The sequence below is a fragment of the Mesorhizobium sp. WSM3868 genome (genome assembly GCF_002294785.1).
Lineage (GTDB): Bacteria > Pseudomonadota > Alphaproteobacteria > Rhizobiales > Rhizobiaceae > Mesorhizobium.
The window spans coordinates 264,816-288,038 of the sequence record NZ_NSGB01000007.1 but is presented as its reverse complement, the minus strand read 5'-3'; the positions used below and the strand labels follow the sequence as shown (position 1 = coordinate 288,038).

Sequence of the window (23,223 nt, the reverse complement as noted above, 5' to 3'; positions counted from 1 at the left end):
CGAACTGCTTGCAGGATCGACAAAACAAGCCGCACTCGGGCCTCCTCTGCTACGAGAAAGCCTCTCAAGAATCCTTCCTTTGCGGCTTGGCAATAGCCAATCAACTTATCTGCGATTCCCCTGCGTAGAACGGGGAGAGGAGCGCTCTCTCACCCCCGCCAGACGCCTTCCTTCTTCAGATCATCCATCGTGCGCGAGATGCCTTCGCGCAGGATCGCGACCATGTCGTCGATCTGCTCGCGGCTGATAATGAGCGGCGGCGACATCACGCACATGTTGATCAGCGGCCGCACCAAGAGACCGAGCTCATGGCAATGCGCGTCGATACGCTTTCCCACATCCTTGTCGAGCTGCAGCGGATCCTTGCTCTCGCGGTCGGCGACGCATTCGACGCAAGCCATCAGGCCGGCGCCGCGTACCTCGCCGACCAGAGGCAGTTCCTCGAGCGTCTTCAGGCGCGCCTGGAAATAGGGCGCGATCTCGCGCGCATCCTGAAGCACGCCCTCTTCCAAAAGATCGAGATTCTTCAGCGCGACGGCGCAGCCGATCGGATGGCTGGTGTAAGTGAGGCCATGGCCAAACAGCGCATCGGGATGGTTGGAGCGGCGCAGTTCCTCCAGCAGCCGCTCGGAGATAATCACGCCGCCAAGCGGGAAATACCCCGAGGTCACCCCCTTGGCGAAGGTGATCATGTCCGGCTCGAGGCCGAACACGTCGCCCGAGGCAAAGACATGGCCAAGCCGTCCGAAGCCGGTCACCACCTCGTCCGAGACATAGAGGATGTCGTTCTCGCGGCAGATCTCACGGATGCGCTTTAGGTATCCGTCCGGCGGCACGACGACGCCGCCCGAAGCTTGCACCGGTTCGCCGACAAAGGCGCCGATGCGACCGGCGCCGACGCGCGCGACCGTGTCGCGGAATTGGTCGACGAGGAAATCGGTGAAGGCGTCGATGCTCATCTCCTTCGGCCGTCGGAACGGATCGGGCGAGGAGAGCTTGATCACCAGCTCGTCGGCACCATCCATCCAGTGCCGGTCGCGCGGGCGGCCGTTGAGCGAAGCCGACAGGTAGGTCGAGCCGTGATAGGCGCCGCCGCGGCTGATGATCAGCTTCTTCTCCGGCCTGCGGCGCACATTGTTGTAGAACTGCATGAAGCGCAGCGCCGTCTCCACCGCCGACGAGCCGCCGGTGGTGAAGAAGGTGTGACTGAGATCGCCGGGAGCGGCATCGGCGATGCGTCTCGCAAGCTCGGCTGAGGGCGCATTCATCGTATACCAAGGCGTGTTGTAGGACAGCGCCATCGCCTGGTCGTACATCACCCTTGCCAGTTCCTCGCGGCGATGCCCAACATTGATGCACCACATGCCGGCCGGACCGTCGATCAGCCGCTTGCCGGATGCGTCGGTGATGTAGATGCCCTCGCCCTCGCCGATCAGCGCCCGTGCCTCGGCGCCGACCGAACCGGCATAGGGCCAGGGCTGGACAAGATGACGCTTGGCCAGCTCGACGGCATCGTCATCCCCGGGCTCGACAACTCCCCTCGCCTTGATCTCTCGTGCAGCTGCCATCTTAGCCTCGCATCGTCCGTTGCGGTGTTTTCCAGAGACATGAAACGCAGCGGAAAGCCCTGGAAATGCGGCCTTCCGTCACTTCATTTTGAATGTCCATTCAATCAATATTGCAGAAATAGCGCTTGATTTCAATCGGCGGATGCGCTCATGATGAAAGAAAGCCGGCAAGTCTGAAGTGATCGCTCCAGGCACATAAAATGGGAACAGGCAGTCGGCGCCGATCAATGGGAAGGCCGTATGGCGGGACAGTCCGAGCCGGCAACTGCAATCACGCCCGGAGCGCTGCAATGACGGCCGCCGCGGAAGGGTCGCCCCCGCTGCGCATGGCGAGAGCCAGGCGAGGTGCCCTTCTGCAATCGGAAGCAGTCCAGGGCATTGCGCTGATCAGCCCGACCTTCCTTTACGCGCTCATCCTTCTCGTCCTGCCGATCCTGGTTGTTATAGCCCATTCCTTCTGGACTCAGGACTACCTGACCATCGACCACACATTCACGCTGGAGAATTATCGGATCGCGCTGACCGAGCCGATCTACCGCGACCTGCTCTGGCGCTCGCTCTACATCTCGCTGACGGTCAGCCTGCTCACCGTGCTGCTCGCTTATCCGATCGCCTATTTCATTTCCTTCCATGGCGGCCGCCAGAAGAGCCTCTGGCTGTTCCTCATCACCATCCCGTTCTGGACCAGCTACCTGCTGCGCGTGATGTCGTGGAAGGTGATCCTCGGCTACAACGGCGTGCTCAATTCCGGCCTGATGGGCCTCGGCATCATCGACGAGCCGTCGACTGCGCTGCTCTACAATTCCAGCGCCGTCATCATCACGCTGACCCACGCCTGGGCGACCTTCGCCATCCTGCCGATCTTCGTTTCGCTGGAGAAGGTCGACCGCACCCTGGTCGAAGCGGCGACCGATCTCGGCGACGGGCCGCTGCGCTCCTTTCTGCGCGTGACCTTGCCGCTGTCGGCGCCAGGCGTCATCTCGGCGGCGCTGATCGTCATGATCCCGACCGTCGGCGACTACGTCACGCCGAAGCTGGTCGGCGGCAAAGACGGCGTGATGATTGCCAACGCCATCCAGGCGCAATTCGGCAAGGCGTCGAACTGGCCGCTCGGCGCAGCACTCTCCGTCACCACCATGGTCATCGTCTCGCTGATGGCAGGCGCCGCGGTGCTGGTCATCCGCGCGCTGCAGAGGCTGGCACGATGACGGCGATCAGACGTTACCTGCCAAGCTGGCTGTCGAGCTACGCCGCGCTCTACATTCTCTTCCTCTATCTGCCGGTGATCTTCCTGCCGATCTTCTCGATCAACACCGCGGCGACGCCGAAATTCCCGCTCTCAGGCGTCACGCTGCATTGGTACCAGGACCTGCCGCGCACGCCGGCACTGATCGACGCCACCTGGAACAGCTTGGTTGTCGGCGCCTCGGCCGCTATCCTGTCGACCGTGTTCGGCATTCTCGCCGCCCGTTCGATCACCCGCTACCGCTATCCCGGCCGCCGCACCGTCAACGGGCTGATCATGGCCCCGCTGGTGCTGCCCGAGGTCATCGTTGCCATCTCGATGCTCCTGGTGATGCTGCAACTGGGCTTGAGCCTGTCGCTGTTCACGGTCGTGCTTGGGCATGTGCTGGTCTGCATTCCCTATTCGATGACGGTGCTGACCTCCGGCTTCGAAGGTTTCGACCGCAGTCTCGAGGAAGCCTCCGCAGATCTCGGCGAAAGCGCCTTCGGCACCTTCCGGCGTGTGACGCTGCCGATGGTGGCGCCAGCGATCGTCTCCAGCCTGCTGGTCTGCTTCACCATCTCGCTCGACGAGTTCATCATCGCCTTCTTCCTCACCGGCACCGAGGCGACGCTGCCGATCTACATCTGGGGACAGCTGCGCTTCGCGGCCAAGCTCCCCGGCGTGCTGGCGCTCGGCACCTTGCTGCTGGCGGCGTCCTTCGTGCTGATGACCGTTGCCGAGATCCTGCGCCGCCGCGCGGCGAGACGCACCCAGAACGATGGAGGCCTCTATGCTTGAGCGGGTCCAGTACGAGCGAACGATTTCCGATCGCACCATGATCGAGATCCGCGACGTCACGCGCAGCTACGGCGCGTTCAAGGCGTTGAATAATGCATCGCTCGCGATCAGGGAGGGCGAGTTCTTCTCGCTGCTCGGGCCGTCCGGCTGCGGCAAGACCACGCTTTTGCGCATGATCGCCGGCTTCGATTCGCCGACCAGCGGCTCGATCGCGGTCGACGGCCAGCCGATGGACGGCATTCCCGCCAACCGGCGTCCGACCAACATGGTCTTCCAGAGCTACGCGATCTTTCCGCATCTCAATGTCGAGCAGAACGTCGCCTACGGGCTGAAGCGGCTGAAACTGCAGGGCGGCGAAGAAAAGCGCCGCGTCGAGGAGGCGCTGGCGCAGGTGTCGCTGACCGGCCTTGGCAAGCGCCGCGCCACCGAACTCTCCGGCGGCCAGCGTCAGCGCGTGGCGCTGGCCCGCGCGCTGGTCATGCGTCCCAAGGTGCTGCTGCTCGACGAGCCGCTATCGGCTCTCGACAAGAAGCTGCGCGAGCAGATGCAGGTCGAGTTGCGCCGGCTGCAGCAGGCGGTAGGCATCACCTTCGTGCTGGTCACGCACGACCAGTACGAGGCTTTGGCCATGTCGGACCGCATCGCCGTGATGTTCGGCGGCCGTATCGCGCAGGTCGCCTCGCCCAAGGAAATCTACCAGCGCCCGGTCAACCGCCAGGTCGCCGACTTCCTCGGCGGCATGAATTTCGTCAAGGCCGAGATCGTCGAGGAGAACGGCGCGTCCTTGGTTGTCGACACGCTTGGCTTCGGGCGTGTGAGGACCGACAAGCCGAAGACCTTCGTGCGCAACGCCGGCGCGGCGACGCTTGGCATCCGGCCGGAGCGGCTGCGCGTGCTCTGGGACAATGCGACGGCCAAGTTCGAGGTCGCCGGCAAGGTGGTCGAGCGCCACTATTTCGGCGAGATCACGCATCTGATCGTCGAGATCCCGGGGCTGGAAAAGCCGCTCTCGGTGACAGAGACCAATGATTTCGGCGCCGACGACATTCCGGTCGGCGCGCCGATCCGCCTCGCCTACGACCCAGAGGCCCTGGTGGCGATGGCGGACTGAAGCCGCGCCAAAATCTTCCCGGCGGCGATGCGTCCGGCCACGATCGCGCCCTCGACATAGGCGGGGAAGGACGGCGACACTTCCGACGACGCAAAATGGATCGGCGGCGCGCCGGCAAGGATCGTGCGCTCGGCATCCGTTGCCGTCACGTCGACGATGAGATCGCTATAGGCGCCGCCGCTCCAGCAGTCATCCGTCCAGTCGCGCTGGCTGAAATCGAGAATATCGGCCGCGTCCGGACCGAGCGCATCCGCGAGCTTCGCAATGACCTCGGCGCGCAACGCCGCAGCACCCAGCTTGCGGCAGCGCAGCGCCAGCGGTCCACCGATGAAGACGACGAGCGCTGCATGCTCGGCATCCTTGCTGGCATCGCAGGCAAACAGGCCCGGCATGTCGCGCCACATCACCATTCCGCTCAGATCGCGCTCGCGCCAGAACGGCCTGGCATAGCGGACGAGGATCTTGACCACCGCGCCGCTTTCCCAGACGCCAAGCGCCTTCTTCAAGGCCGTTGACAAGGCAGGCCGAAAGTCGAGCCTGTTGGCCGTCGCAGGCGGCAGGGCGAGCAGGACCTCGCGCGCCTCGACGGCGCCGCCGCCTGCGACGACACGAACGCCTGACGGCCCCCGCTCGATGCGAATGGCCGGCTCGTTCAGCCGCAGCCGGTCACCGAGATCGCCCGCCAGGTCCGCGGCCAGCGACTGCATGGTCTCGCGCAGAGAATATTGCAGTTCCGGCACTTCGTTGGTGATGCGGCGATCATTGTCGATCAGGTACCAGAGCGGCACCTTTTCCAGCGCCAGGCACCACAGTCCCTCGATCATCGAGCGGAAGGCGGCTTTGGCATCTACCGGATCGGTCTGGCGTTCGAGCCAGGAGGCGACGGTCAGCCCGGCGATCGCGGGATCGTCAGGCTCGATCCAGTTCATGCGGTCGCGGATCGCCATCGCGGTCACATAGGTCTGTCCGGCCTGGTCGACCGACATCGGTGGATGGGTGATGAAATCGCCATCGACAAAGGTTTTGACGAAGGTCTTGCCGCGCGCCCTGGCCAGCGCCATCAGCTCCGGCATGTCCTCGCACAGGAACTGGCCGCCGCTGTCGATCAGCTCGCCGAGCCCGTTTCGTACACCTTCCACACGACCGCCGACGCGGCCGCGCGCTTCCAGGACAAGGAAATCGATGCCGGCGCGCTTCAATTCGAGCGCGGCCGACAGGCCGGTGAAGCCGGCGCCGACGATTGCAACGTCGGTTCTTTCGATCTTGCTGTTCAATAGCCGGCCTTGATCTTCTCGAACTCGGCGATCATCTTCAGCTTGAGCTCGGAAGGCAGCGGCTGCTGGAACAGCGTCTTGTCGACCCATTTTTCCACGTTGTCGTAGCCCTTTTCCTTGAGCACCGCCTGGTCGACACCGGCCATGCCCTTGGCGTTGGCTTGGCCGTAGCCCCAGTCCTTGACCAGCACCTTGGCGACTTCCGGATCGTTGACGGCGTTGAGATAGTCATAGGCCTTGTCAATGTTGCCGGGCGCGTCCTTGAACAGCACATAGCCGCACACCCAGGTCGAGATGCCCTCGTCGGTATCCTTCTTGGACTTGATCGGCACGCCGGCGGCCTGCGATTGCACCGCCGCGTCGTTCCAGGCCCAGGCCAGATCGACCTCGCCGCCTGAGAGCAACTGCACGATGTCGGTGGTATCGGTCCAGTAGGAGCGCACGTTCTTGTGCACCTGGCGCAGGAAATCGGACGCCTGCTTGAACTGCTCGTCCGTCATCTTTGTCCAGTCCTTCAGCCCGATGGCGAGGCTGGCCAGCGCATAGGCGTCGTCGACATTGTCGCCGATCGAGACGCGTCCCTTATACTTGGGATCGGCGAAGGCCTTCAGCGACTGCACGTCCTTCTCGGCGATCTTGTCGGAGTTGAAGGTGAGCTGCGTGTCACCCCAGTCCCAAGGCATGAACCAGGCTTTGCCGTCGGGGGTGGTGGCAAGGTCCTTCATCGCCATGATGCCGGGGTTGAGATCCTTCCAGCCGGCGATCTTGGAGGTGTCGAGCGGCTGCAACAGCCCCGCCTCGCGCCACTTCACCACGCTTTGCGAACACGGATGTCCGAGGTCGGCCTTGAAGCCGGAGCGGATCTTCTCGAATGCCTCGTCCTCATCGCCGAAGAAGGCGAAGGTCGGCGAGTCGCCGTCCTTCTCGACATATTTGCCGTGGAAGCTGGGGTCCTCATAGCCGGACCAGTCGAACACGATGAGGTCCTTGTCGGCGGCAACGGCGAACGCTGCCGCCGAAGATGCCAGCGCGCCGGCGAGCGCCAAAGTAAGTGTCAGGCGTCGGCTGAGTTTCTTCATGCTGTTCCATCCTCTTTGGTCTTGCCGGTCTTGCTGGCCGGCTGTTGCTAACTCCGGGCTGTCGTTAATCGTAGTGTTTCGGAAAGGCGGCGGCCAGGAACGCGTTGGCCGCCTGCAGCGCGGTCTCGCGGGTGGTGTCTTCTGTGCCCATCATCAACCGCAGCCACAGGCCCTCGAGCATGGCCGATAGCGCCAGCGCCATGACCTGCGGCTCATAGGCATAGCCGCCCCTTTGCTTGAGCGTCGCGCAGAGGTCGATGAACACCTGCTGGTAGTAGGCGTCGCGCGAGCTGCTCAGCGCCTGGTAGGTCGGCCGCGATTTGGCCTCGCCCCAGAAGGCGCACCAGGCGGCGAGCTTGCGCTTGTTGCAGATCGAGCGATCGAAGTCGGCCCACACCAGCGCCTGCAGCTGCCGCGCCGGATCGTCGCCTGCCTTCTGCAAGGCGGCGCGCCAATGCGCCGAATACTCGTCATACATATATTGCAGTGTGGCTACGAGCAGCTTCTCCTTGCTTTCGAAATGGAAGTTGACGATGCCGCGGGACAGGCCCGCGCCGTCGGCCACATCGGCCATCGTCGTTTCCGCATAGCCGCGCTTGGCCAGTGAATCGATCGTCGCCTCGATCAACTGGAGCTGCCTGACTTCTTTCGAAGCCTTGCGGCCGCGCTTCTCGGCCTCTCCTTTTCGTGCCGGTTCGGGCAAGGCATCCCTGGCCTCTGCATTCTTCATGAGCGTGACGGTCTCCAGCAGTGCCGGCTATCCGACCGGCTTCCAACCGCGCAGATGAGTGGGGCGGTGCTCACCACTGTCAAGCACCTTCTGCATCGCCTCCCAGGTCCGGATGTTCTTGTCGACATAGCCCCCGCCGACCGCGGCGGCGAGCGCTTGATAGAGTGGCCCCTTCAGGCGCGCCAGTTCCTCCCGCGCCACCTCGCGGTACCATGCGTTGCGGTCGCGGACGCTGATGTCGCGGAAGCCAGCACGACGCATCGCCTCGGCGTAGCGCGCCGGCGAAGCCATGGCAAAGGACAAGCCTTCCGCCGCGAGATAGGCCTTCATGTCCGCAGACGGCTCGCCGTCGTGCGAGATCATCCAGTTCGACGCGGCGAAGACGCCGCCGGGCTTCAGCACGCGGAAGATCTCGGCGAACAGGGCATCCTTGTCCCGGACATGCAACAGTGCGTCCTTCGAGAAGACGACGTCGAAGGAAGCATCGGTGAAAGGCAGCAGTCCCGGCGGCGCCTGGACGAAGCTGACGCGGTGCTGGAGACCCTGCGCAGCCGCGTTTCGCTTTGCCGTCTCGATCACCGGCCTCTCGACATCGAAACCGGTCGCATGCGCCGCACCATGGCGCGCGACCAGATCCAGCGTCACGCCGCCGGCGCCGCAGCCGATATCGAGGATCGTCTTGCCCTTGAACGAGAGGCCTTCGACCACGCGGTCCACTTCGTCCGGGCCGCCCGGCGACAGGTAGCCATCGCCCCAGAGCGCCTCGAGGAAGCGAATGGCCGCGTCGTCATATTCCGGCTCGGCGTTAGCCGTTTCGATCATCGGACTGAGCCTCAAATGCCGAAGTCACCTTCGGGCTAGTGGACACCAGAAATGCGGGGCAAAGCCTAGCGCATCAACGCAGAAACGCAACATCATTTGTTGAACATTCATTCAAAATGGCTGGACAAAAAACCGTGACCCGTGCCAAATTCGGCTGATCGGGGAACAAATCGCACCCAAAAACGGGCGGCCGGAGGGAGGTTGAGCGCACATGAAGGCATGGGACGCGATCGTCATCGGCGGCGGCCACAACGGGCTGGTCAACGCCGGCTATCTGCAGCGCGCCGGGCTCGACGTGCTGGTGGTCGAGAAGAACGACTGGGTCGGCGGTGCGGCCACCAGCCGCGAGCTGACGCCGGGCTTTCTCTACTCCAACTGCTCCTATGTCTGCTCGCTGTTCCGGCCCGAGATCATGCGCGATCTGGAGCTGCCGCGCTTCGGCCTGCAGGTGATCTCCTATGAAGGCGGCGCGGTGTTCACGCGCGACGGCGACTATCTCGCCAACTACCGCGACCACGATGCGCATCGCCGCGAATTCGCCCGCTTCTCCAAGCGCGACGCCGAGGCCTACGACCGCTATTCGCGCGACGTCACAAGGCAGTGCCGCTTCATCCAGCCGCTGTTGTTGCGCACTGCGCCCGATCCCACCAGCTTCAAGCCGCGCGATCTTGGCGGGTTGCTTTATCTCGGCAAGAAATTCGCCGGTCTCACTGCTGAGGAAATGGCGCTGACCTTGCGCTTCTGGACGATGTCGATCTCCGACTTCCTCGACGAGTATTTCGAGACCGACGTCATCAAGGCGAACTTTGCGCTCTCCGGCATCATCGGCACGGCGCTTGGGCCCATGTCGCCCGGCACGGCCTATGTCCTGCTCCACCACTATATGGGTGAGGTCGATGGCTCGGTGGGCGCCTGGGGCTATGCGCGTGGCGGTATGGGTGCCGTGACCAAGGCGCTCGCAGCCTCATTCAAGGCCTCCGGCGGCACGATCCGCACCGGCGCCGAGGTCGAGCGCGTGTTGATCAGGAACGGCAGGGCCAACGGCGTCGTGCTGGCAGGCGGCGAAGAGATCCACGGCAAGCTCGTCGTCTCAAACGCCGACGTGAAGCGCACCTTCCTGAAACTGGTCGAGGAGAAGGAGCTGCCCGACATCTTCCTTCGTCGCGTCAGGAACTTCAAGATCCGCGGTTCGTCCGGCAAGGTCAACATCGCGCTGGATTCGCTTCCTCAATTCCCGGCTCTGCCGAAGGATTCGCCGGTCTACCGCGCCGACATGCACTTCACCGATTCAATCGAGCGCATGGAGCGCGCCTATGACGACTGGAAGGCCGGGCGCTGGTCGGCCGATCCCTTCCTCGACATGGTGATCCCGACCACGCTCGACCCGACCATGGCGCCGCCGGGAAAACATTTCATGAGCTGCTTCGTGCAATACGCGCCGCCCAAAATTGGCGGCCGAGACTGGACGGACGCCGACCGCGACGGCTTCGCCGAGAGCGTGGTTGCGCAGATCGCCGAATATTCGCCCGGCTTCCGCGACCGCATCGTCCATATGGAGGTGCGCACGCCGCGCGAGATCGAGGCCGAGGTCGGCCTCACCGAAGGCAACATCTTCCAAGGCGAACTGACCTTCGACCAGCTGCTGTTCAACCGCCCGGTGCCGGGCTACGCGCAATACCGCTCGCCGGTCGGCGGGCTCTATATGTGCGGCTCCTCCACGCATCCGGGCGGCGGCGTCATGGGCGCGCCCGGACGCAACGCCGCCGCCGAAATCCTGCGCGATCTCGCCAAGCCAACCCTGCATATGAGCCCAGCCCATGACGTCATCTGAAGCGAATTGGGACGCGATCGTCATCGGCGGCGGCCACAACGGCCTGGTCGCCGCCGCCACGCTGGCGAAATCGGGACGCAAGGTGCTGCTGCTCGAGGCCGGCAAGGAGGTCGGCGGCGCGGCGCGCACCGAGGACTTCGCACCTGGCTTCCGTGTCTCGGCGGTCGCTCATCTGCTCAACCGCCTGCATCCCGATGTGGTGAAGACGCTGGAGCTCGAGCGCCACGGGCTGAAGATCGAGCGCGGCGATTTCGTGCCCTCGGTCGCATTGTCGAAAGACGGCCCGCTGGTGCTGCACGGCGCTTATGGCGAGGCGCTGACGGGCGCCAGCCCGTCGGAGCAGTCGGCTTGGCGGGACCTGCGCGCTCAGCTGTTGCGCTACGCCGGCGTTTTGAAACCGTTTCTGTCGCGCCGCCCGCCGGACCTTGCCGGCATGTCGCTCGCCGAAATGACCGGGCTCGGCCAGACGGCGCTGGCGCTGAAAAAGCTCGGCAAGGAGGATATGCGCGACTTCCTGCGCGTGCTCTTGATGAACGTCTACGACTTGCTCGACGAGCAGCTTTCCGACGACAGGCTGAAAGGCCTGCTCGCTTTCGACGCGACACTGGGCAGCCATCTCGGTCCGCGCTCGCCGACATCGCTGCTCGGCCTCTACTATCGGCTCGCTGGCGAGATCGGCGGCCTCGCCGGCGCGCAGATACAGCCCAAGGGTGGCATGGGCGCGGTCGTTGCCGCCATCCGCTCGGCGGCCGAGCAAGCGGGTGTTTCGATCCGTCTGGCTTCGCCGGTCGCCAAGGTCGTCGTCGAGAAGGGCCGCGCCCTCGGTGTCGTCACGCAGGGCGGCGAGGCGCTGCGCGCAAAAGCCGTCGTCTCGGCAATCAATCCCGCAACCACGATCCTCGATCTGGCCGGGCCGCGCGAGGTCGACACCGGTTTCGTGCGCAAGATGAAGAACATCCGCATGAAGGGCGATGCGGCGAAGCTTCACCTCGCGCTCGACCGGCCGCCGCAATTTGCCGGCGTCGACGCCGCTGGCCACAAGGGCCGCCTCGTCATCGCGCCTTCGCCGGACCATGTCGAGCGCGCCTTCAACCCGTCGAAATATGGCGAGTTCTCGCCCGAGCCGGTGATGGAGATCACGCTTCCCAGCCTGGTCGATCCTTCGCTGGCACCCTCCGGCGCCTGCGTGCTGTCCGCGGTGGTGCAGTACGCGCCCTATGCGCTGAAACAGGGCTGGACCGCCGGCAAGCCGCAATTCCTCAAGGCGATCATGGCGCAGCTCGAAGCCTATGCGCCTGGCATCGGCGCCACGGTGCGTCATGCCGAGTTGCTGACTCCGGCCGACATCGAGGCACGCTACCGAATGCCTGGCGGCCACTGGCACCACGGCGAGTTGCAGGCCGACCAGATGTTGATGTCGCGGCCGGTCTCCGGTTGGTCGGGCTACGACACGCCGCTCGAAGGGCTGTTCCTTGCCGGCGCCGGTTCGCATCCCGGCGGCGGCATCTCCGGCGCCCCCGGCCTCAACGCCGCACGCCGCATCATCGCGATGAGGGCATGAGATGATTTCGCCATTCACAAACGCAGCGCTCTACGACGCCAACATGAATCGTCATGTGAAAATCAATTCCGCCCGCACCCTGGCGCAATCCCACTTCCGCACGCTTCGGCTCGACACACCTTTCCAGCCGCGCATTGACGCGATCGCGCTGACAAACGACTGGTACAATTGGGCCGGCTACCGCGCGCCGCATTCGCTCTGGGACGAGGAGCTGGAATATTTTGCCATTCGCAGCCAGGCGGCACTCTTCGACATCTCGCCGATGACGAAATACCGGATCGAGGGTCCGGACGCCGAAGCCTATCTCGACCGTGTCACGCTGCGCGACGTGACCAGGCTGAAGCCGGGCCGCGTCCACTACACCGCCTGGTGCGACGACGAGGGTTTCGTCCTCGATGACGGCACGCTGTTCCGGCTGTCGCCGACGCGCTTTCGGCTGTGCTCGCAGGAGCGGCATCTGCCCTGGCTGCTTGACAGCGCCATCGGCTATGAGGTCAGCGTCGAGGAAGAAACCGAAGCGATCGCCGGGCTCGCGCTGCAAGGCCCAACCTCCTTCGCCATCCTGCGCGACGCCGGCTTTGCCGGCATCGAGCGGCTGAGGGTTTTCGACCTCGCCGACTTCGCGCATGACGGCGCTGCCGTCACCATCTCGCGCACCGGCTTCACCGGCGATCTCGGCTACGAGCTGTTCGTGCCGGCGGACAAGGCGTTGAGCCTGTGGGACCGGCTGATGGCGGCGGGCGGGCTGCGCGGCATCCGCGCCATCGGCTACACGGCGCTCAATCGCGCCCGGCTAGAAGCCGGGCTGATCGTCGCCAATGCCGACTTCACCACTGCCGGGCATGCCATCCGTGCCGACCGCCTGCGCATGCCGGACGAGATCGGCCTCGGCTTCATGGTCGATCCGGACAAAGGCCACTTCAACGGCCGCCGCCCCATCTTCGAAGCGCGGGCGAAGAAGCAGCTGCGCCATGTGCTGGTCGGGCTGGAGATCGAAGGCAACATCCCGGCCGAGCACGCCATCGTCTACTGGAAGAAGAGCCGGGAGGTCGGGCTCGTCAGCGCGGCGATGTGGTCGCCCATGGCCAAGCGCAACATCGCCATCGCCTCCTTGCAACGGCCTTACGGCGATACGGTCGTCGACGACCTCTGGGTCGAGATCTACGCCTTGCGCGAGCTGCGATACCAGAAGCTGATGAAGCGGGCGAAAGTGGTGCCGCGGCCGTTCATCAAGCTCGATCGCCGCACCGCCAACCCGCCGGCGGACTTTTGACGTGGAAGGGGATGCGGACAGGCTGGACGCGGAGGCGGAAGCGGCCGAGCAGTGGCAGTTGGTCAACACGCCGCTCGGCGAGATGTGGTCCGGCCGCACCCGCTATGCGGCGGCGATGTTCTTCTTCAAGCGCGGCGAGATGGATGCCGAGACGCTGGAAGTCTACCGCATCTGCGCCCGGCTCGACCATGAAGATCCCTTGCCGATCATCCGCGACCGCGGTGTCGGCAAGGAATGGCTTAAGCGCTTGGGTGCGTAAGCCCGCAGCGCGACGGAGCTGCGCTCCTGCTTCGCCCTAAGATGACGACGTTGGGGGAGCGTTCTGGCCCAATTCCGAACGTCCAAGATTGTCACTTTATCCGATCGTCCTTTCAAGGACACGCAGCCAGTTCCGATAAGCGATCTTCTCGATCAGCGCGCGCCCGAAGCCGCGAGCGGCGAGCGCATCGAGGAGCTTCGGCAAGCCTGCCACGTCGCCGATCACCGCCGGGATCATGGCACCGTCGAAATCGGATCCGAGACCGACACCGTCCTCGCCCAGCGCCTGCAACAGCGACTCGATGTGGCGCAGCATGATGTCGAGGCTGGTGTCGGCATTCATGCGGCCGTCTTCGCGCAGGAAGCCGGTGGCGAAGTTCAGGCCCACCATACCGCCCGTTTCGCGGATCGCGCCGAGCTGCCAGCCGGTGAGGTTGCGCGAATGGCCGCAGATCGCATGCACGTTGGAGTGGGTCGCGACCAGCGGCGCATCGCTGAGCGCGGCGACATCGCGAAAGCCCTTCTCGTTGAGATGCGAGAGGTCGATCATGATCCTGAGCTGGTTGCACGCCTTGACCAGCGCCTTGCCGGCGTCGGTCAGGCCCGGCCCGGTATCGGGCGACGAGGGAAAGCGGAACGGCACGCCGTTGCCGAAGGCATTCGGCCGGCTCCAGACGATCCCCAGCGAGCGGAGCCCCGCGGCATGGAGCAGGTCGAGCATGGCAAGCTCGGGATCGATCGCCTCGACGCCTTCGATGTGGAACACCGCGGCGATCGAGCCATTCGCCATCGCCTCGCGCACATCACCGGCGCTGCGGCAGACGGTGAGCGCGCCGGCGCGCTCGAGCCTGAACAGGATCGAGGCCATGCCGATGGTCGAAGTGACCGCCTCGGCGCGCGGCAGTTCCGGCGGCAGTGGCTCGTTATCGCTTGGCGCCGGCGGCACGGCGCTGCGCTTGGTCTTTTCGATCGGCGGCGGAAAGATCGCGAACATGCCGCCGGCAAAACCGCCCTTTTTGGCGCGCGGCATGTCGATGTGACCGCCCGGCGTGCCCTCGATGAACAGCTTTTCGACATCCGCTTCGTTCGACTGGTAGAGCCTGAGCAGCGTGTCGTTGTGGCCGTCGAAAACGGGAATGAGGTCGGATTCGGTCATCAGGCCATTCGCTTTTTGAGGTGGCGGATCGGGGCGGGAGAATCCCAGGTGATCTGTCTAATTAGGCAAGATGGCCGAACTGCGCAAATGCCAGACGCGTGTTCGCATTTATGGCTGGGCGGCTGCGTCGCTCGCCCCGGTGGACCGGCGCGCAGCGCCAAGACGGTTTAGGGTGCTGCAGCGGAGTGAGACGTCGGTTTTCCGTGGAGCTCCCCTCATCCGGCCGCTTCGCGGCCCCCTTCTCCCCCGGGGGAGAAGGGGAAGACAAGTGCTACTATTTCAGCACGTCGGCCCATTCCGGATGGCGGCGGAACTGGGCGTTGGCGAAGGGGCAGAGCGGGATTATCTTCTTGCCCGCCGCGCGCGCGTCCTCGACGGCGCGGGCTACCAGGCGAAGCCCGGCGCCCTGGCCGCGAAAGACATCCGGCACCTCGGTGTGATCGATGATGAGCTGGTGCTCGCCGACCTTGGTGAAGGTCATTTCGGCCTCGGCGCCGCCTGGTCCGCGCAGCAGGTAGCGACCCTTGGAGCCGCGATCTTCCAGTTCGATCTCAGGCAGCTGGTCAGCCATTTTTCTTCACTCCTTCGCCGACGGGCGAGAGGGCGAACAGCCGCCGCGCCGCTTCGATTTCATTCGGCCGCACCTCGTGCCCGCCGTCGTGCCATTCCACTGTGACATCGGCCCCGTCGGCGCGCAAATAGGCCTCCAGCCGCGTTGTCAGGTTCGGCGGGCAGATCGGGTCGCGCCTGCCGGCCGTGATCAGGATGCGGCGCCCGGCAAGGCTGCCCTGCACCTGCGGCTCGAACGGGATCAGCGGATGCATCAGCGCCGCGGCATCGAACAGTCCTGGCTCGGCGAACACCACCGAGGCCAGGATGTTGGCGCCGTTGGAATAGCCGAGGCCGAACACCGCCGAGGGCTTTGCCGCCTCGACATGCGCCTTGACGAAGCCGGCCATCTTGGCCGTCGCCCGCGCGAGGTCGTCCATGTCGTAGACGCCTTCGCCGGTGCGGCGGAAGAAACGGGCGGCACCTTGCTCCGACACATCGCCGCGCGCCGAGACTATCGTCGCCGAAGGCGCGAGCTCGCGACCGAAGGACAGAAGCTGGTTCTCGTCGGCTCCGGTGCCGTGGAAGACGAACAGCAGCGCGCTGCCCGGCGAACCGGGCAGCACTTTGTGGATGTAGGCGTTCTTGCTCATGGCGTCAGTCTTCCAGCTTCTGCAGATGCTGTTCGAGATAGGGTCTCAGATGCTGATGCTGCGTCGGCAGCTTCAGCGCCTCGCCGAGATGCGCGGTGTCCTCGTCCCGGTTGAAGCCCGGCTCGTTGGTCGACACCTCGAACAGCACGCCGCCCGGCGTGCGGAAATAGATCGCCCAGAAATAGTCGCGATCGATGACCGGCGTCACGCCGTAACCCGTGTCAACAAGCGCCTTGCGCACTTCGAGCTGCCGCGCGCGATCCTCGACCGCGAAGGCGACATGGTGCACCGAGCCGGCGCCGAGATTGGCAAAGCCGGCGCCCGGCAGCGATTCGATGTCGACGACGTCGGCGCCGTTGCCGTTCTTGATTGCCATCCGGCGGATGTTGCCGGACTTGTCGACCTCTTCATAGCCCATGAACTTCAGCAGCTCCTCGGTGGCGCCGCCGTCCTTCAGTCTCAGCGCGACCGAGTGGAAGCCGCGAATTGCCTCATCGGCGGGAACGCCGCCCTTCACCCAGGGCGCTCTGCCGTCGGCCTTGTCTTCAACCAGCGCAAAACTGTCGCCGTCGGGGCCGGTGAAGGCAAGCCGCTTCTCGCCAAAGCTTTCGCTGCGGCCAACACCGCTGACGCCCTTGTCGGCGAAGCGCTTTTCCCAATAGCCGAGCGTGCCTTCCGGCACTGAGAAGACGGTGGTGCCGACCTCACCCACCCCATGCCGGCCCTTGCCGATGTCCGGGAACGGGAAATAGGTCATCACCGAGCCCGGCGTGCCGAACTCGTCGGCATAGTAGAGGTGATAGACGTCCGGTGCGTCGAAATTGACGGTCTTCTTCACCCGACGCAGGCCGAGCTTCTTGGTAAAGAATTCATTGTTGCGGCGCGCATCGCTTGCCATCGAGGTAACGTGATGCAGGCCTTTGATCTGATTGAGCATGGTCTTGCTCCTTCCCTATCTTGCTGCGGCCCCTGCCGCTGTCCACCGCAATATGAGGATAGCGCCGGGCCCGGCAAAGCGACCAAACTCAGAATGGACTGTATCACAAAAGTGAACGGCCATAAGACCGATGTTCACCAATTGATGAAACTGCCTGCTTGCGCCGATCGGGAAATTTCGGCTCCATGAGCGGGCGCGCCGTCTTGAGGGAGAAGAGTTTGGACAACCGAGTGAGCCGCCCGAATGTTCTTCTCATCACCTGCGACCAGTGGCGCGGCGATTGTCTGTCGGTGGCGGGACATCCGGTGGTGAAAACGCCGCATGTGGATGCGCTCGCGGCCGAGGGCGTGCTGTTCCAGCGCCACTACGGTGGAGCGGCGCCCTGCTCGCCGGCGCGCGCCTGCCTCTACACCGGCCTCTATCAGATGAACAACCGGGTCTGCCGCAACGGCTCGCCGCTCGACGCCCGCCACGGTAACATCGCGCTTTCCGCACGCGCGGTGGGTTATGACCCCACGTTGTTCGGCTATACCGATGTGGCGCCGGACCCGCGCCGGCTTGCGGCCGGCGATCCGCGGCTGAGGAGTTATGAAGGCGTGCTGCCCGGCTTCAGCGTCCGGCAGTTGCTGCCCGAACATCAGAAGCAGTGGCTGTCCTGGCTGCGGACGCGCGGCATCGACACGAGCGCCGGGGCACCGGGCATCCATCGTCCGGCTGGCAAGCAGGGCAAGGTCGGCGATGATGTAAGCAACGCGCCGCCGGCCTATTCGAAGGACCAGACGCCGGCGGCCTTCCTGGCCGGCGAATTCATCCGCTGGCTTGGCGAACAGGAGCAATCGGCGCCGTGGTTCGCGCACATCTCCTTCATCAGTCCGCACCCGCCTTTCATCGTGCCGCAGCCCTACAACACCATGTACGACCCGGCCGACGGCCCCGCTTTCCGGCGCGCGGCGAACTGGCAGGCCGAGGCGCAAAGCCACCCCTACCTCGCATACGATCTTGGCCTGCAGAAGCGGACGAAGTTCGTTCCCGGCGTCGAGGGCAAGGTGCGGGATTGGAGCGAGGAGAATTTCCGCCGGATCCGTGCGCTTTACTACGGCATGATCTCCGAGCTCGACGCGCAGCTCGGCCGCATCTGGGAAGCGCTGAAGGCGGCCGACAGTTGGGATGACACTGTGGTTGTGCTCACCTCCGACCATGCCGAGATGATGGGCGACCACTTCATGCTTGGCAAAGGCGGCTTCTTCGACGCCAGCTACCACATTCCGCTGATCGTGCGCGATCCGCGCCGGACAAATGCGGCCGGCGCATCCATCGATCGTTTCACCGAGGCGGTGGACGTCTTCCCGACCTTGCTCGACCTGATCGGCGCAGCACCCGAACCGCACCTCGACGGCAGGTCGCTGGCGTCCTGGCTCGACGGCGAGGAGCCGGCCGACTGGCGCGACGCGGCGCACTGGGAATTCAATTTCCGCTCGGTCGCCGACCGCGAAGCCGAGCGGCATTTCGGCATCGGCTCACGCGACTGCAACCTTGCCGTCCTTCGCACCGAGGCTTTCAAATATGTCCATTTCGGCGGCGGCCTGCCGCCGCTTCTCTTCGACCTGGCTAGGGATCCGGACGAGTTGAGCAACGTCGCGCACGACCCCGCCTATCTGCCGGTGCGCCTGGAACTCGCCGAGAAGATGCTCACCTGGCGCGCCAACCATCTCGACCAATCACTCGCGCTGGCGGAGCTGACAAAGGACGGAGTGGTCGGCCATGTGAGCAAGACAGCAGGCAGCAGGGAATAGCAAAACGCGTATTCCCTGCTGCCCGCTGCCCGCTGCCTGGTCCCTTACTGCAGGACCATCCTTTGCTTGTCGCGGTTTGCGGCATAGGAGCTCTTGTCGTAGGCTGCCTGCGCCTCCAACTGCTCCTTGGTGAAGTTGGTGTAGAGATACTTATTGCCGTCCTTGTCGGTCATGAACTTCAGCTTATCCATGCCGAGGGCGACTTCCTTCTCGCCCATGCCTAGGAAACCGCCGACATCGATCACCACCGCATCCGGCTTGTTGTCGGGCGTCAGCACGACGTCGCCAATCTCGCCGATCTCGACATCGTTGGCGCCGTATACCGTGGTGCCCTTCAGGTCGTCGACTCTGATGTTGCCCATCGGCATTTCGTTCAACGTCGATTTGTCGATCGAGGCTGTCTTGGTCGTGTCGGTGGCGGCTGTGCCGGTATCGGCCGGCTTGTTCTCAGCCGTCGTATTCGCAGCCGGCGCCGCGGGCTTGGTCTCAGCCGTCGTCTGGGCCGGCTGAGCCGGTTTGGCCTCCTTGTCGGCCGTGGTGTCGGACGAGGTCACGGCAGGGGTGGTCGTTGCCGGAGCAGTGTTCGAAGCCGTGGTGGCTGCGGCCGGCGCCGGATCATAAGCCTTGCGGTTGAAGTCCGGCTGGGCCTCCAGTTCTTCCTTCGTCGTCTCGGCGATCAACCAGCGATCGCCATTCTTCTCCGCCCATTTGGCCTTGGCGAAGTCGAAGGTAACGTTCTTCTCGCCAATGCCCAGGAAGCCGCCGACGCCGATCACGAGGGATTCGGCCTTGCCGTCCTTGGCAAGAACGATGTCGTTGACGTCACCGATCTTTTGGGCGTCGTCGGCGGTGCCGTTATAGACCGACTCGCCCATGATGTTGGTGGCGAGATTGCCTTCAGCCTTCTCTACCGGCTGGGCCGGCTGCGCGGGCGCTTGCGCTGTTCCGGTGTCGGTGGTCGCAGGCTGCGTGGCATCGGTCGTTTGCGCCGGGGCCGGATCATAGGCCTTGCGATCGAAGGCCGCCTGCGCGTTCAGCTCGTCTTTGGTCGTCTTCGCTACGAGCCAGCGGTCGCCGTTCTTCTCGGCCCATTCCAGCTTGTTGTAATCGAAGGCGACATCCTTGGTGCCGACGCCAAGAAAGCCGCCGACGCCGATGATGACGGATTTTACGTTGCCGCTTGCATCGAAAACGACGTCGTCTACCTTGCCGATGTCTTCGGCATCGTCGCCGGTCCCATTATAGACGGACTCACCGATGATATTGGTCATCAGCGCCCCGTCTGCACGTACTACTGGAGCTTGGGTCTCGGCGGCGGGCGCGGGGGTTTCCGTTGCGGGTGCCTGCGCCGGTGCAGGCGTTGTGTTCTGCGCAATGGCCCCGGTTGCTAGGAGGGTTGCAAGCGCGGTCGTTGCAAAAAGAGTGCGGATCATGATCGTCTCTCCTCGTGCCTGATTTTCCTACGCGCCGCGTTCGCGGCCTCGCACAAGGCAAGGGCGAGCGCGGCAATATTCCACGATTTCACAACGTCGTGAGGTGAGCCTTGTTCCAAACGGCGCCCGTCCACGGCGCTTGACTTGCTCCCTGGCGCGGAACCTTCGGCGGCCCCTTTCCGTTTCAGCCTGCGGCTGGGAACTCGTTTTTGGCCTAACAATAGCAGGAGAGGGGCATGCGGTTTGCTGCGGTGCTGAACAAGGACGGGGGCACCCTGCGCACGACCGATGTTGCAGCCTTTGCCGACCGGGTCCGCGAGCTTCTGGAAGCGGCTGGCCATTCGGTTCAGATCGACATCGTTGCGGGCGGCGAAATCGCCACGGCTTTGGAAAAGGCCATAGCCAGGCGCAACGTCGATGTCGTGCTGGCCGGAGGCGGCGACGGAACGGTGTCCACCGCGGCCTCGCTTCTGATGAACAAGAAGAAGGCGTTGGCCATATTGCCGGCCGGTACGATGAACCTTTTCGCGCGCAGCCTTGGCATTCCCCAAACACTGGAGGCCGCCTTGAAGGCCTTTACCGACGGCGAGGTCAAGGCGGTCGATATGGCGACCGCGAATGGCCGTCCCTTCGTGCATCAATTTTCAATCGGCATGCATGCCAGAATGGTCCAGCTCCGCGAGAGGATGGATTTTGGCTCGCGGCTGGGAAAGATGCGGGCGTCGGCTCGCGCCGCATGGGCAACGATCAAGAACCCGCGCACCCTCAAGGTGACCTTGACCATCGGCAAGACCGACATCATCACCCGCGCGACCGGAATTGGCATCAGCAACAATCTGTTCGGCGAGGGCCATCTGCCTTATGCGGACAATCCGGCCGGCGGCGTGCTTGGCATCTATGTCAGCGTTGCGCGCCGGCGCCGTGACTTGGTAAAATTGCTGCTTGCCATGCTGCGCGGCCGGTGGCGCCAAAGCGAACATGTCGAGATCCACCAGGCTGACAAGGCCGTGCTGAAAATTCATTCCTCGCCGACAAAGTTCAAGGCGGTGATGGACGGAGAGTTGGTCAAGCTGGAACGCGAAACCACAGTCGAGATCCATCCAGCGACCCTTAACGTGCTGGTCCCTAGAAGCAGCGCGCAGGCAAAGGCAGCCTGAATGAAGCCAAGACCTCAAAACTACTGTGTTTGACCGCTGGGAGCAGGCGCCTGCTCGGTCCCTGGAGGTTGTGGGACGTGCTGCTGCTCGGTGCTCGGCTCTTTGATCAGCACGCCATAAATCTCGGCTACGCCCCAGGCGATGAATACCAGCAGCAGCCCGGCGACGAGAATCCTGAGCGCATGCCAGCCCCAGTGCCCCTGGCGGGCTTCGTTTTCAGGAACGGTCTTGGGCATTGTCGGTCTCCAGGTGTGGGGGCGCGCACGCCGAGCACGGCATGGTCGGGTAACGGACCCTTTCCGCGAAAGTTCCCAATCCGACAGTGATATCCGGTAACGGTCGGCCGCCTCGACCGGCTTGCCGCGCCTATGGCGTTTCGCTGCGATCCTTGTCTCGAGGCCCAGCCTTCACGTTCTCGCGGTAGATGGCGTAGGCGGCGAGCGCGATCGCGGGCGCGAGAAGCGTCCCCAAGCCGCCCTTGCTTTTCGCGAGCGCCGGGAGGAACGCGAGCGCCGCGGTAACGCCAACCGCCGTCATGTCGGCCTTTCGCCTTCGCGCGCGCCGCCGCGCCCGCATGCTGGTTGTCAGCTTGTGGATCACGACAATCAGCCCGGCGATCACCAGGAAGCCGATGCCGAAGCCGAGGCTGGTCGCTAGCGGCCCGTAGCGCGCCGCCAGCCAGATATAGGCCGCGCCGATGAGGAAACCGACGCCGCACAGGGCAAAAACACCGGCAAGTCCGTAGAGGATTGCGGTCAGCCGCGCTCTTTGCAAGGCCGCCACCGCCTCGCCGGAAGCAAGGCCGGAAATAAGCGAAACCAGCGTCCCCATATGAGGGCTGCTAGCGGCGCGACAGCAGCGCGAACAGGAAGCCTACTCCCGCCGCAATCGCCAGCGACGTCACCGGCTTTTCGCGAACGCTGGCTATCAACTGCGCTTCCAAATCCTGAGCGCTTCCGCGCATGCTTTCGAACGCTGCCTCGCCGTGCGCACGCAACTGCTCGACGCCTTCGGCGGCCGCGCGGCGCGCTGCCCCGTAACTGTCGTCCCGGGTCTTGGCCAATTGCCTGGTGAGCTCTTCGATATCGGCCTTCAACTGCCGGATGTCGGCTTCGAGGTCGGCGCTGGGGGGAGTATCTGTTGCGGATCTGCCTGCGGCGGTCGCCATTGCGTAACTCCTGAAGTTTGCTTCCATTTCAACGCTTGGCCGAGACCGGGGTTCCGTTCTGCCGGTCCCGCTCGCAGTCAGATGAGCGGTCTGCGCTCGTCACCCAAACCTTGCCAGCCGGCCAACTCCGTCAGCCCCTCATGGCTGAGAACCTCGCAACCACCGTCACGCCAAATGATCAGCTTACGGTCCATCAGCTTGCGGATCGTCTTGTTGGTATGCACCAGCGACAGGCCGAGCGTATCGGCGATATGCTGCTGCGTGATCGGGATCTGCACCGGCCGCTTGCCGTTCAGGCCTGCGCCCCGGGCACGGCTGGAGATGAAGGCGACAAGATAGGCGGTGCGCTCCAGCGCGGAACGGCGACCGATGCTGAGCAGGTTTTCATCGAGCATGCGCTCCTCGCGCGACGCCATCCAGGTGATGTCATAGGCCAGGCCCGGGTAGTTACGGTAAAGCTCGTGCAATTGGTCGCGCTCGAAGACGCACAGCAGCATCGGCGACAAGGCCTCGACGGAATGCTGCATCTCGCCCATTAGGCTGCCTTGCAGGCCGATGAGATCGCCGGGCATGGAATAATTGAGGATTTGCCGCCGCCCGTCGGGCAACAGCTTGTAGCGGAATGCCCAGCCTGAAAGTATGGTGTAGAGATGCGCGCTGTGGCTGCCTTCGACCAGCACGGTCGCCCCCTTGTCGACCGCAAGCTCTCCTTTCTTGAACCCGCTGACGAACAACAGCTCCTGGCTCTCGAATTCGCGAAAGACTGGCAGCGGCCGCAGCGGGCATTTGCCGCAAGGATATTGGCGGTTGGCAAGGGAATATGCGCTCTGGCCGGACATTTCGA

At 64.2% G+C, this 23,223-nt stretch carries 23 protein-coding genes; 9 read left to right on the top strand and 14 right to left on the bottom strand.

The genetic code is table 11. The features are described 5' to 3' along the window. Positions 1 to 149: 149 nt before the first annotated feature. Positions 150 to 1,568, bottom strand: coding sequence for an aminotransferase (locus CK221_RS14600; RefSeq protein ID WP_095778189.1), 1,419 nt, complete (start codon positions 1,566 to 1,568; stop codon positions 150 to 152). Between the two features lie 290 nt (positions 1,569 to 1,858). On the opposite strand from CK221_RS14600, the gene CK221_RS14595 reads away from it, so the two are divergent. Genes CK221_RS14595 through CK221_RS14585 form a run of 3 tightly spaced genes read left to right on the top strand, consistent with a single transcriptional unit; the run spans position 1,859 to position 4,705 of the window. Then, positions 1,859 to 2,776 (top strand): ABC transporter permease, encoded by a 918-nt coding sequence (locus tag CK221_RS14595; RefSeq protein ID WP_095778188.1) that lies wholly within the window; start codon positions 1,859 to 1,861, stop codon positions 2,774 to 2,776. Next, positions 2,773 to 3,594 carry an ABC transporter permease gene (locus tag CK221_RS14590; protein WP_095778187.1) on the top strand — a complete coding sequence of 274 codons (822 nt, stop codon included), beginning with the start codon at positions 2,773 to 2,775 and terminating at the stop codon, positions 3,592 to 3,594. The genes CK221_RS14595 and CK221_RS14590 overlap by 4 nt, the downstream gene beginning before the upstream one ends. Before the next feature lie 37 nt (positions 3,595 to 3,631). Further along, a complete protein-coding gene (locus CK221_RS14585) occupies positions 3,632 to 4,705 on the top strand; it encodes an ABC transporter ATP-binding protein (protein ID WP_095778186.1) in 1,074 nt (357 codons plus the stop codon). Here the strand turns inward: CK221_RS14585 and CK221_RS14580 are convergent. From CK221_RS14580 to CK221_RS14565, 4 genes are all read right to left on the bottom strand, one after another. Next, a complete protein-coding gene (locus CK221_RS14580; RefSeq protein ID WP_095778185.1) occupies positions 4,669 to 5,979 on the bottom strand; it encodes a flavin monoamine oxidase family protein in 1,311 nt (436 codons plus the stop codon). The two genes, CK221_RS14585 and CK221_RS14580, sit on opposite strands and share 37 nt — an antisense overlap. Next, positions 5,976 to 7,058 (bottom strand): ABC transporter substrate-binding protein, encoded by a 1,083-nt coding sequence (locus CK221_RS14575; protein ID WP_067001264.1) that lies wholly within the window; start codon positions 7,056 to 7,058, stop codon positions 5,976 to 5,978. The genes CK221_RS14580 and CK221_RS14575 overlap by 4 nt, the downstream gene beginning before the upstream one ends. 64 nt (positions 7,059 to 7,122) lie before the next feature. Beyond that, positions 7,123 to 7,788 carry a transcriptional regulator BetI gene (gene betI, locus CK221_RS14570; protein ID WP_245430641.1) on the bottom strand — a complete coding sequence of 222 codons (666 nt, stop codon included), beginning with the start codon at positions 7,786 to 7,788 and terminating at the stop codon, positions 7,123 to 7,125. Between the two features lie 27 nt (positions 7,789 to 7,815). Beyond that, positions 7,816 to 8,610, bottom strand: a complete 795-nt coding sequence (locus CK221_RS14565; RefSeq protein ID WP_095778183.1) for a class I SAM-dependent methyltransferase — start codon at positions 8,608 to 8,610, stop codon at positions 7,816 to 7,818. A 211-nt stretch (positions 8,611 to 8,821) separates the two neighbouring features. On the opposite strand from CK221_RS14565, the gene CK221_RS14560 reads away from it, so the two are divergent. The 4 genes from CK221_RS14560 to CK221_RS14545 are packed head-to-tail and all read left to right on the top strand — an operon-like array spanning position 8,822 to position 13,534. Beyond that, entirely contained in the window at positions 8,822 to 10,441 is a 1,620-nt protein-coding gene (locus CK221_RS14560; protein WP_095778182.1) for an NAD(P)/FAD-dependent oxidoreductase, read from the top strand. Continuing rightward, positions 10,428 to 12,002: an NAD(P)/FAD-dependent oxidoreductase gene (locus CK221_RS14555; protein ID WP_095778181.1), complete on the top strand. Its 1,575-nt coding sequence runs from the start codon at positions 10,428 to 10,430 to the stop codon at positions 12,000 to 12,002. The genes CK221_RS14560 and CK221_RS14555 overlap by 14 nt, the downstream gene beginning before the upstream one ends. Before the next feature lie 43 nt (positions 12,003 to 12,045). Then, the gene (locus tag CK221_RS14550) at positions 12,046 to 13,275 is read left to right on the top strand and encodes an aminomethyltransferase family protein (protein WP_095778216.1); all 1,230 of its coding nucleotides are present in this window, start codon (positions 12,046 to 12,048) and stop codon (positions 13,273 to 13,275) included. 1 nt (position 13,276) lies between these two features. Beyond that, positions 13,277 to 13,534 carry a hypothetical protein gene (locus CK221_RS14545; protein WP_082980657.1) on the top strand — a complete coding sequence of 86 codons (258 nt, stop codon included), beginning with the start codon at positions 13,277 to 13,279 and terminating at the stop codon, positions 13,532 to 13,534. A gap of 96 nt (positions 13,535 to 13,630) precedes the next feature. Here the strand turns inward: CK221_RS14545 and CK221_RS14540 are convergent, their stop codons facing one another. The 4 genes from CK221_RS14540 to CK221_RS14525 all read right to left on the bottom strand — a co-directional run bounded on the left by CK221_RS14540 (position 13,631) and on the right by CK221_RS14525 (position 16,828). Continuing rightward, entirely contained in the window at positions 13,631 to 14,689 is a 1,059-nt protein-coding gene (locus CK221_RS14540) for a dipeptidase (RefSeq protein WP_095778180.1), read from the bottom strand. 274 nt (positions 14,690 to 14,963) lie between these two features. After that, entirely contained in the window at positions 14,964 to 15,260 is a 297-nt protein-coding gene (locus tag CK221_RS14535; protein WP_095778179.1) for a GNAT family N-acetyltransferase, read from the bottom strand. Next, a complete protein-coding gene (locus tag CK221_RS14530) occupies positions 15,253 to 15,891 on the bottom strand; it encodes an alpha/beta hydrolase (RefSeq protein ID WP_095778178.1) in 639 nt (212 codons plus the stop codon). The genes CK221_RS14535 and CK221_RS14530 overlap by 8 nt, the downstream gene beginning before the upstream one ends. A 4-nt stretch (positions 15,892 to 15,895) precedes the next feature. Next, positions 15,896 to 16,828: a VOC family protein gene (locus CK221_RS14525; RefSeq protein ID WP_095778177.1), complete on the bottom strand. Its 933-nt coding sequence runs from the start codon at positions 16,826 to 16,828 to the stop codon at positions 15,896 to 15,898. A 185-nt stretch (positions 16,829 to 17,013) separates the two neighbouring features. On the opposite strand from CK221_RS14525, the gene CK221_RS14520 reads away from it, so the two are divergent. Continuing rightward, positions 17,014 to 18,621: an alkaline phosphatase family protein gene (locus CK221_RS14520; protein WP_095778176.1), complete on the top strand. Its 1,608-nt coding sequence runs from the start codon at positions 17,014 to 17,016 to the stop codon at positions 18,619 to 18,621. A 44-nt stretch (positions 18,622 to 18,665) separates the two neighbouring features. Here CK221_RS14520 and CK221_RS14515 read toward each other — a convergent pair whose 3' ends face one another. Next, a complete protein-coding gene (locus tag CK221_RS14515) occupies positions 18,666 to 20,054 on the bottom strand; it encodes a PRC-barrel domain-containing protein (RefSeq protein ID WP_095778175.1) in 1,389 nt (462 codons plus the stop codon). Between the two features lie 236 nt (positions 20,055 to 20,290). Here CK221_RS14515 and CK221_RS14510 point away from each other — a divergent pair, with 236 nt between their 5' ends. Beyond that, complete coding sequence (locus tag CK221_RS14510) at positions 20,291 to 21,211, top strand: diacylglycerol kinase family protein (protein ID WP_095778174.1); 921 nt, start codon at positions 20,291 to 20,293, stop codon at positions 21,209 to 21,211. Positions 21,212 to 21,231: 20 nt separating this feature from the next. On the opposite strand, the gene CK221_RS14505 is transcribed toward CK221_RS14510, so the two are convergent. From CK221_RS14505 to CK221_RS14490, 4 genes are all read right to left on the bottom strand, one after another. Beyond that, positions 21,232 to 21,447, bottom strand: coding sequence for a hypothetical protein (locus tag CK221_RS14505; protein WP_067002134.1), 216 nt, complete (start codon positions 21,445 to 21,447; stop codon positions 21,232 to 21,234). Positions 21,448 to 21,577: 130 nt separating this feature from the next. Continuing rightward, complete coding sequence (locus CK221_RS14500; protein WP_095778173.1) at positions 21,578 to 22,042, bottom strand: phage holin family protein; 465 nt, start codon at positions 22,040 to 22,042, stop codon at positions 21,578 to 21,580. A gap of 10 nt (positions 22,043 to 22,052) precedes the next feature. Continuing rightward, entirely contained in the window at positions 22,053 to 22,379 is a 327-nt protein-coding gene (locus CK221_RS14495) for a DUF883 family protein (protein ID WP_095778215.1), read from the bottom strand. 77 nt (positions 22,380 to 22,456) lie between these two features. Next, positions 22,457 to 23,218 carry a Crp/Fnr family transcriptional regulator gene (locus tag CK221_RS14490; protein ID WP_095778172.1) on the bottom strand — a complete coding sequence of 254 codons (762 nt, stop codon included), beginning with the start codon at positions 23,216 to 23,218 and terminating at the stop codon, positions 22,457 to 22,459. Between the last annotated feature and the right edge of the window lie 5 nt (positions 23,219 to 23,223).

What these genes read in the sequence shown, in the direction of transcription:
- CK221_RS14600 (WP_095778189.1), bottom strand. Translation starts at nt 1,568, where the DNA reads ATGGCAGCTGCACGAGAGATCAAGGCGAGGGGAGTTGTCGAGCCCGGG.
- CK221_RS14595 (WP_095778188.1), top strand. Translation starts at nt 1,859, where the DNA reads ATGACGGCCGCCGCGGAAGGGTCGCCCCCGCTGCGCATGGCGAGAGCC.
- CK221_RS14590 (WP_095778187.1), top strand. Translation starts at nt 2,773, where the DNA reads ATGACGGCGATCAGACGTTACCTGCCAAGCTGGCTGTCGAGCTACGCC.
- CK221_RS14585 (WP_095778186.1), top strand. Translation starts at nt 3,632, where the DNA reads ATGATCGAGATCCGCGACGTCACGCGCAGCTACGGCGCGTTCAAGGCG.
- CK221_RS14575 (WP_067001264.1), bottom strand. Translation starts at nt 7,058, where the DNA reads ATGAAGAAACTCAGCCGACGCCTGACACTTACTTTGGCGCTCGCCGGC.
- betI (WP_245430641.1), bottom strand. Translation starts at nt 7,788, where the DNA reads ATGAAGAATGCAGAGGCCAGGGATGCCTTGCCCGAACCGGCACGAAAA.
- CK221_RS14565 (WP_095778183.1), bottom strand. Translation starts at nt 8,610, where the DNA reads ATGATCGAAACGGCTAACGCCGAGCCGGAATATGACGACGCGGCCATT.
- CK221_RS14560 (WP_095778182.1), top strand. Translation starts at nt 8,822, where the DNA reads ATGAAGGCATGGGACGCGATCGTCATCGGCGGCGGCCACAACGGGCTG.
- CK221_RS14555 (WP_095778181.1), top strand. Translation starts at nt 10,428, where the DNA reads ATGACGTCATCTGAAGCGAATTGGGACGCGATCGTCATCGGCGGCGGC.
- CK221_RS14550 (WP_095778216.1), top strand. Translation starts at nt 12,046, where the DNA reads ATGAATCGTCATGTGAAAATCAATTCCGCCCGCACCCTGGCGCAATCC.
- CK221_RS14540 (WP_095778180.1), bottom strand. Translation starts at nt 14,689, where the DNA reads ATGACCGAATCCGACCTCATTCCCGTTTTCGACGGCCACAACGACACG.
- CK221_RS14535 (WP_095778179.1), bottom strand. Translation starts at nt 15,260, where the DNA reads ATGGCTGACCAGCTGCCTGAGATCGAACTGGAAGATCGCGGCTCCAAG.
- CK221_RS14530 (WP_095778178.1), bottom strand. Translation starts at nt 15,891, where the DNA reads ATGAGCAAGAACGCCTACATCCACAAAGTGCTGCCCGGTTCGCCGGGC.
- CK221_RS14525 (WP_095778177.1), bottom strand. Translation starts at nt 16,828, where the DNA reads ATGCTCAATCAGATCAAAGGCCTGCATCACGTTACCTCGATGGCAAGC.
- CK221_RS14520 (WP_095778176.1), top strand. Translation starts at nt 17,014, where the DNA reads ATGAGCGGGCGCGCCGTCTTGAGGGAGAAGAGTTTGGACAACCGAGTG.
- CK221_RS14515 (WP_095778175.1), bottom strand. Translation starts at nt 20,054, where the DNA reads ATGATCCGCACTCTTTTTGCAACGACCGCGCTTGCAACCCTCCTAGCA.
- CK221_RS14510 (WP_095778174.1), top strand. Translation starts at nt 20,291, where the DNA reads ATGCGGTTTGCTGCGGTGCTGAACAAGGACGGGGGCACCCTGCGCACG.
- CK221_RS14505 (WP_067002134.1), bottom strand. Translation starts at nt 21,447, where the DNA reads ATGCCCAAGACCGTTCCTGAAAACGAAGCCCGCCAGGGGCACTGGGGC.
- CK221_RS14500 (WP_095778173.1), bottom strand. Translation starts at nt 22,042, where the DNA reads ATGGGGACGCTGGTTTCGCTTATTTCCGGCCTTGCTTCCGGCGAGGCG.
- CK221_RS14495 (WP_095778215.1), bottom strand. Translation starts at nt 22,379, where the DNA reads ATGGCGACCGCCGCAGGCAGATCCGCAACAGATACTCCCCCCAGCGCC.
- CK221_RS14490 (WP_095778172.1), bottom strand. Translation starts at nt 23,218, where the DNA reads ATGTCCGGCCAGAGCGCATATTCCCTTGCCAACCGCCAATATCCTTGC.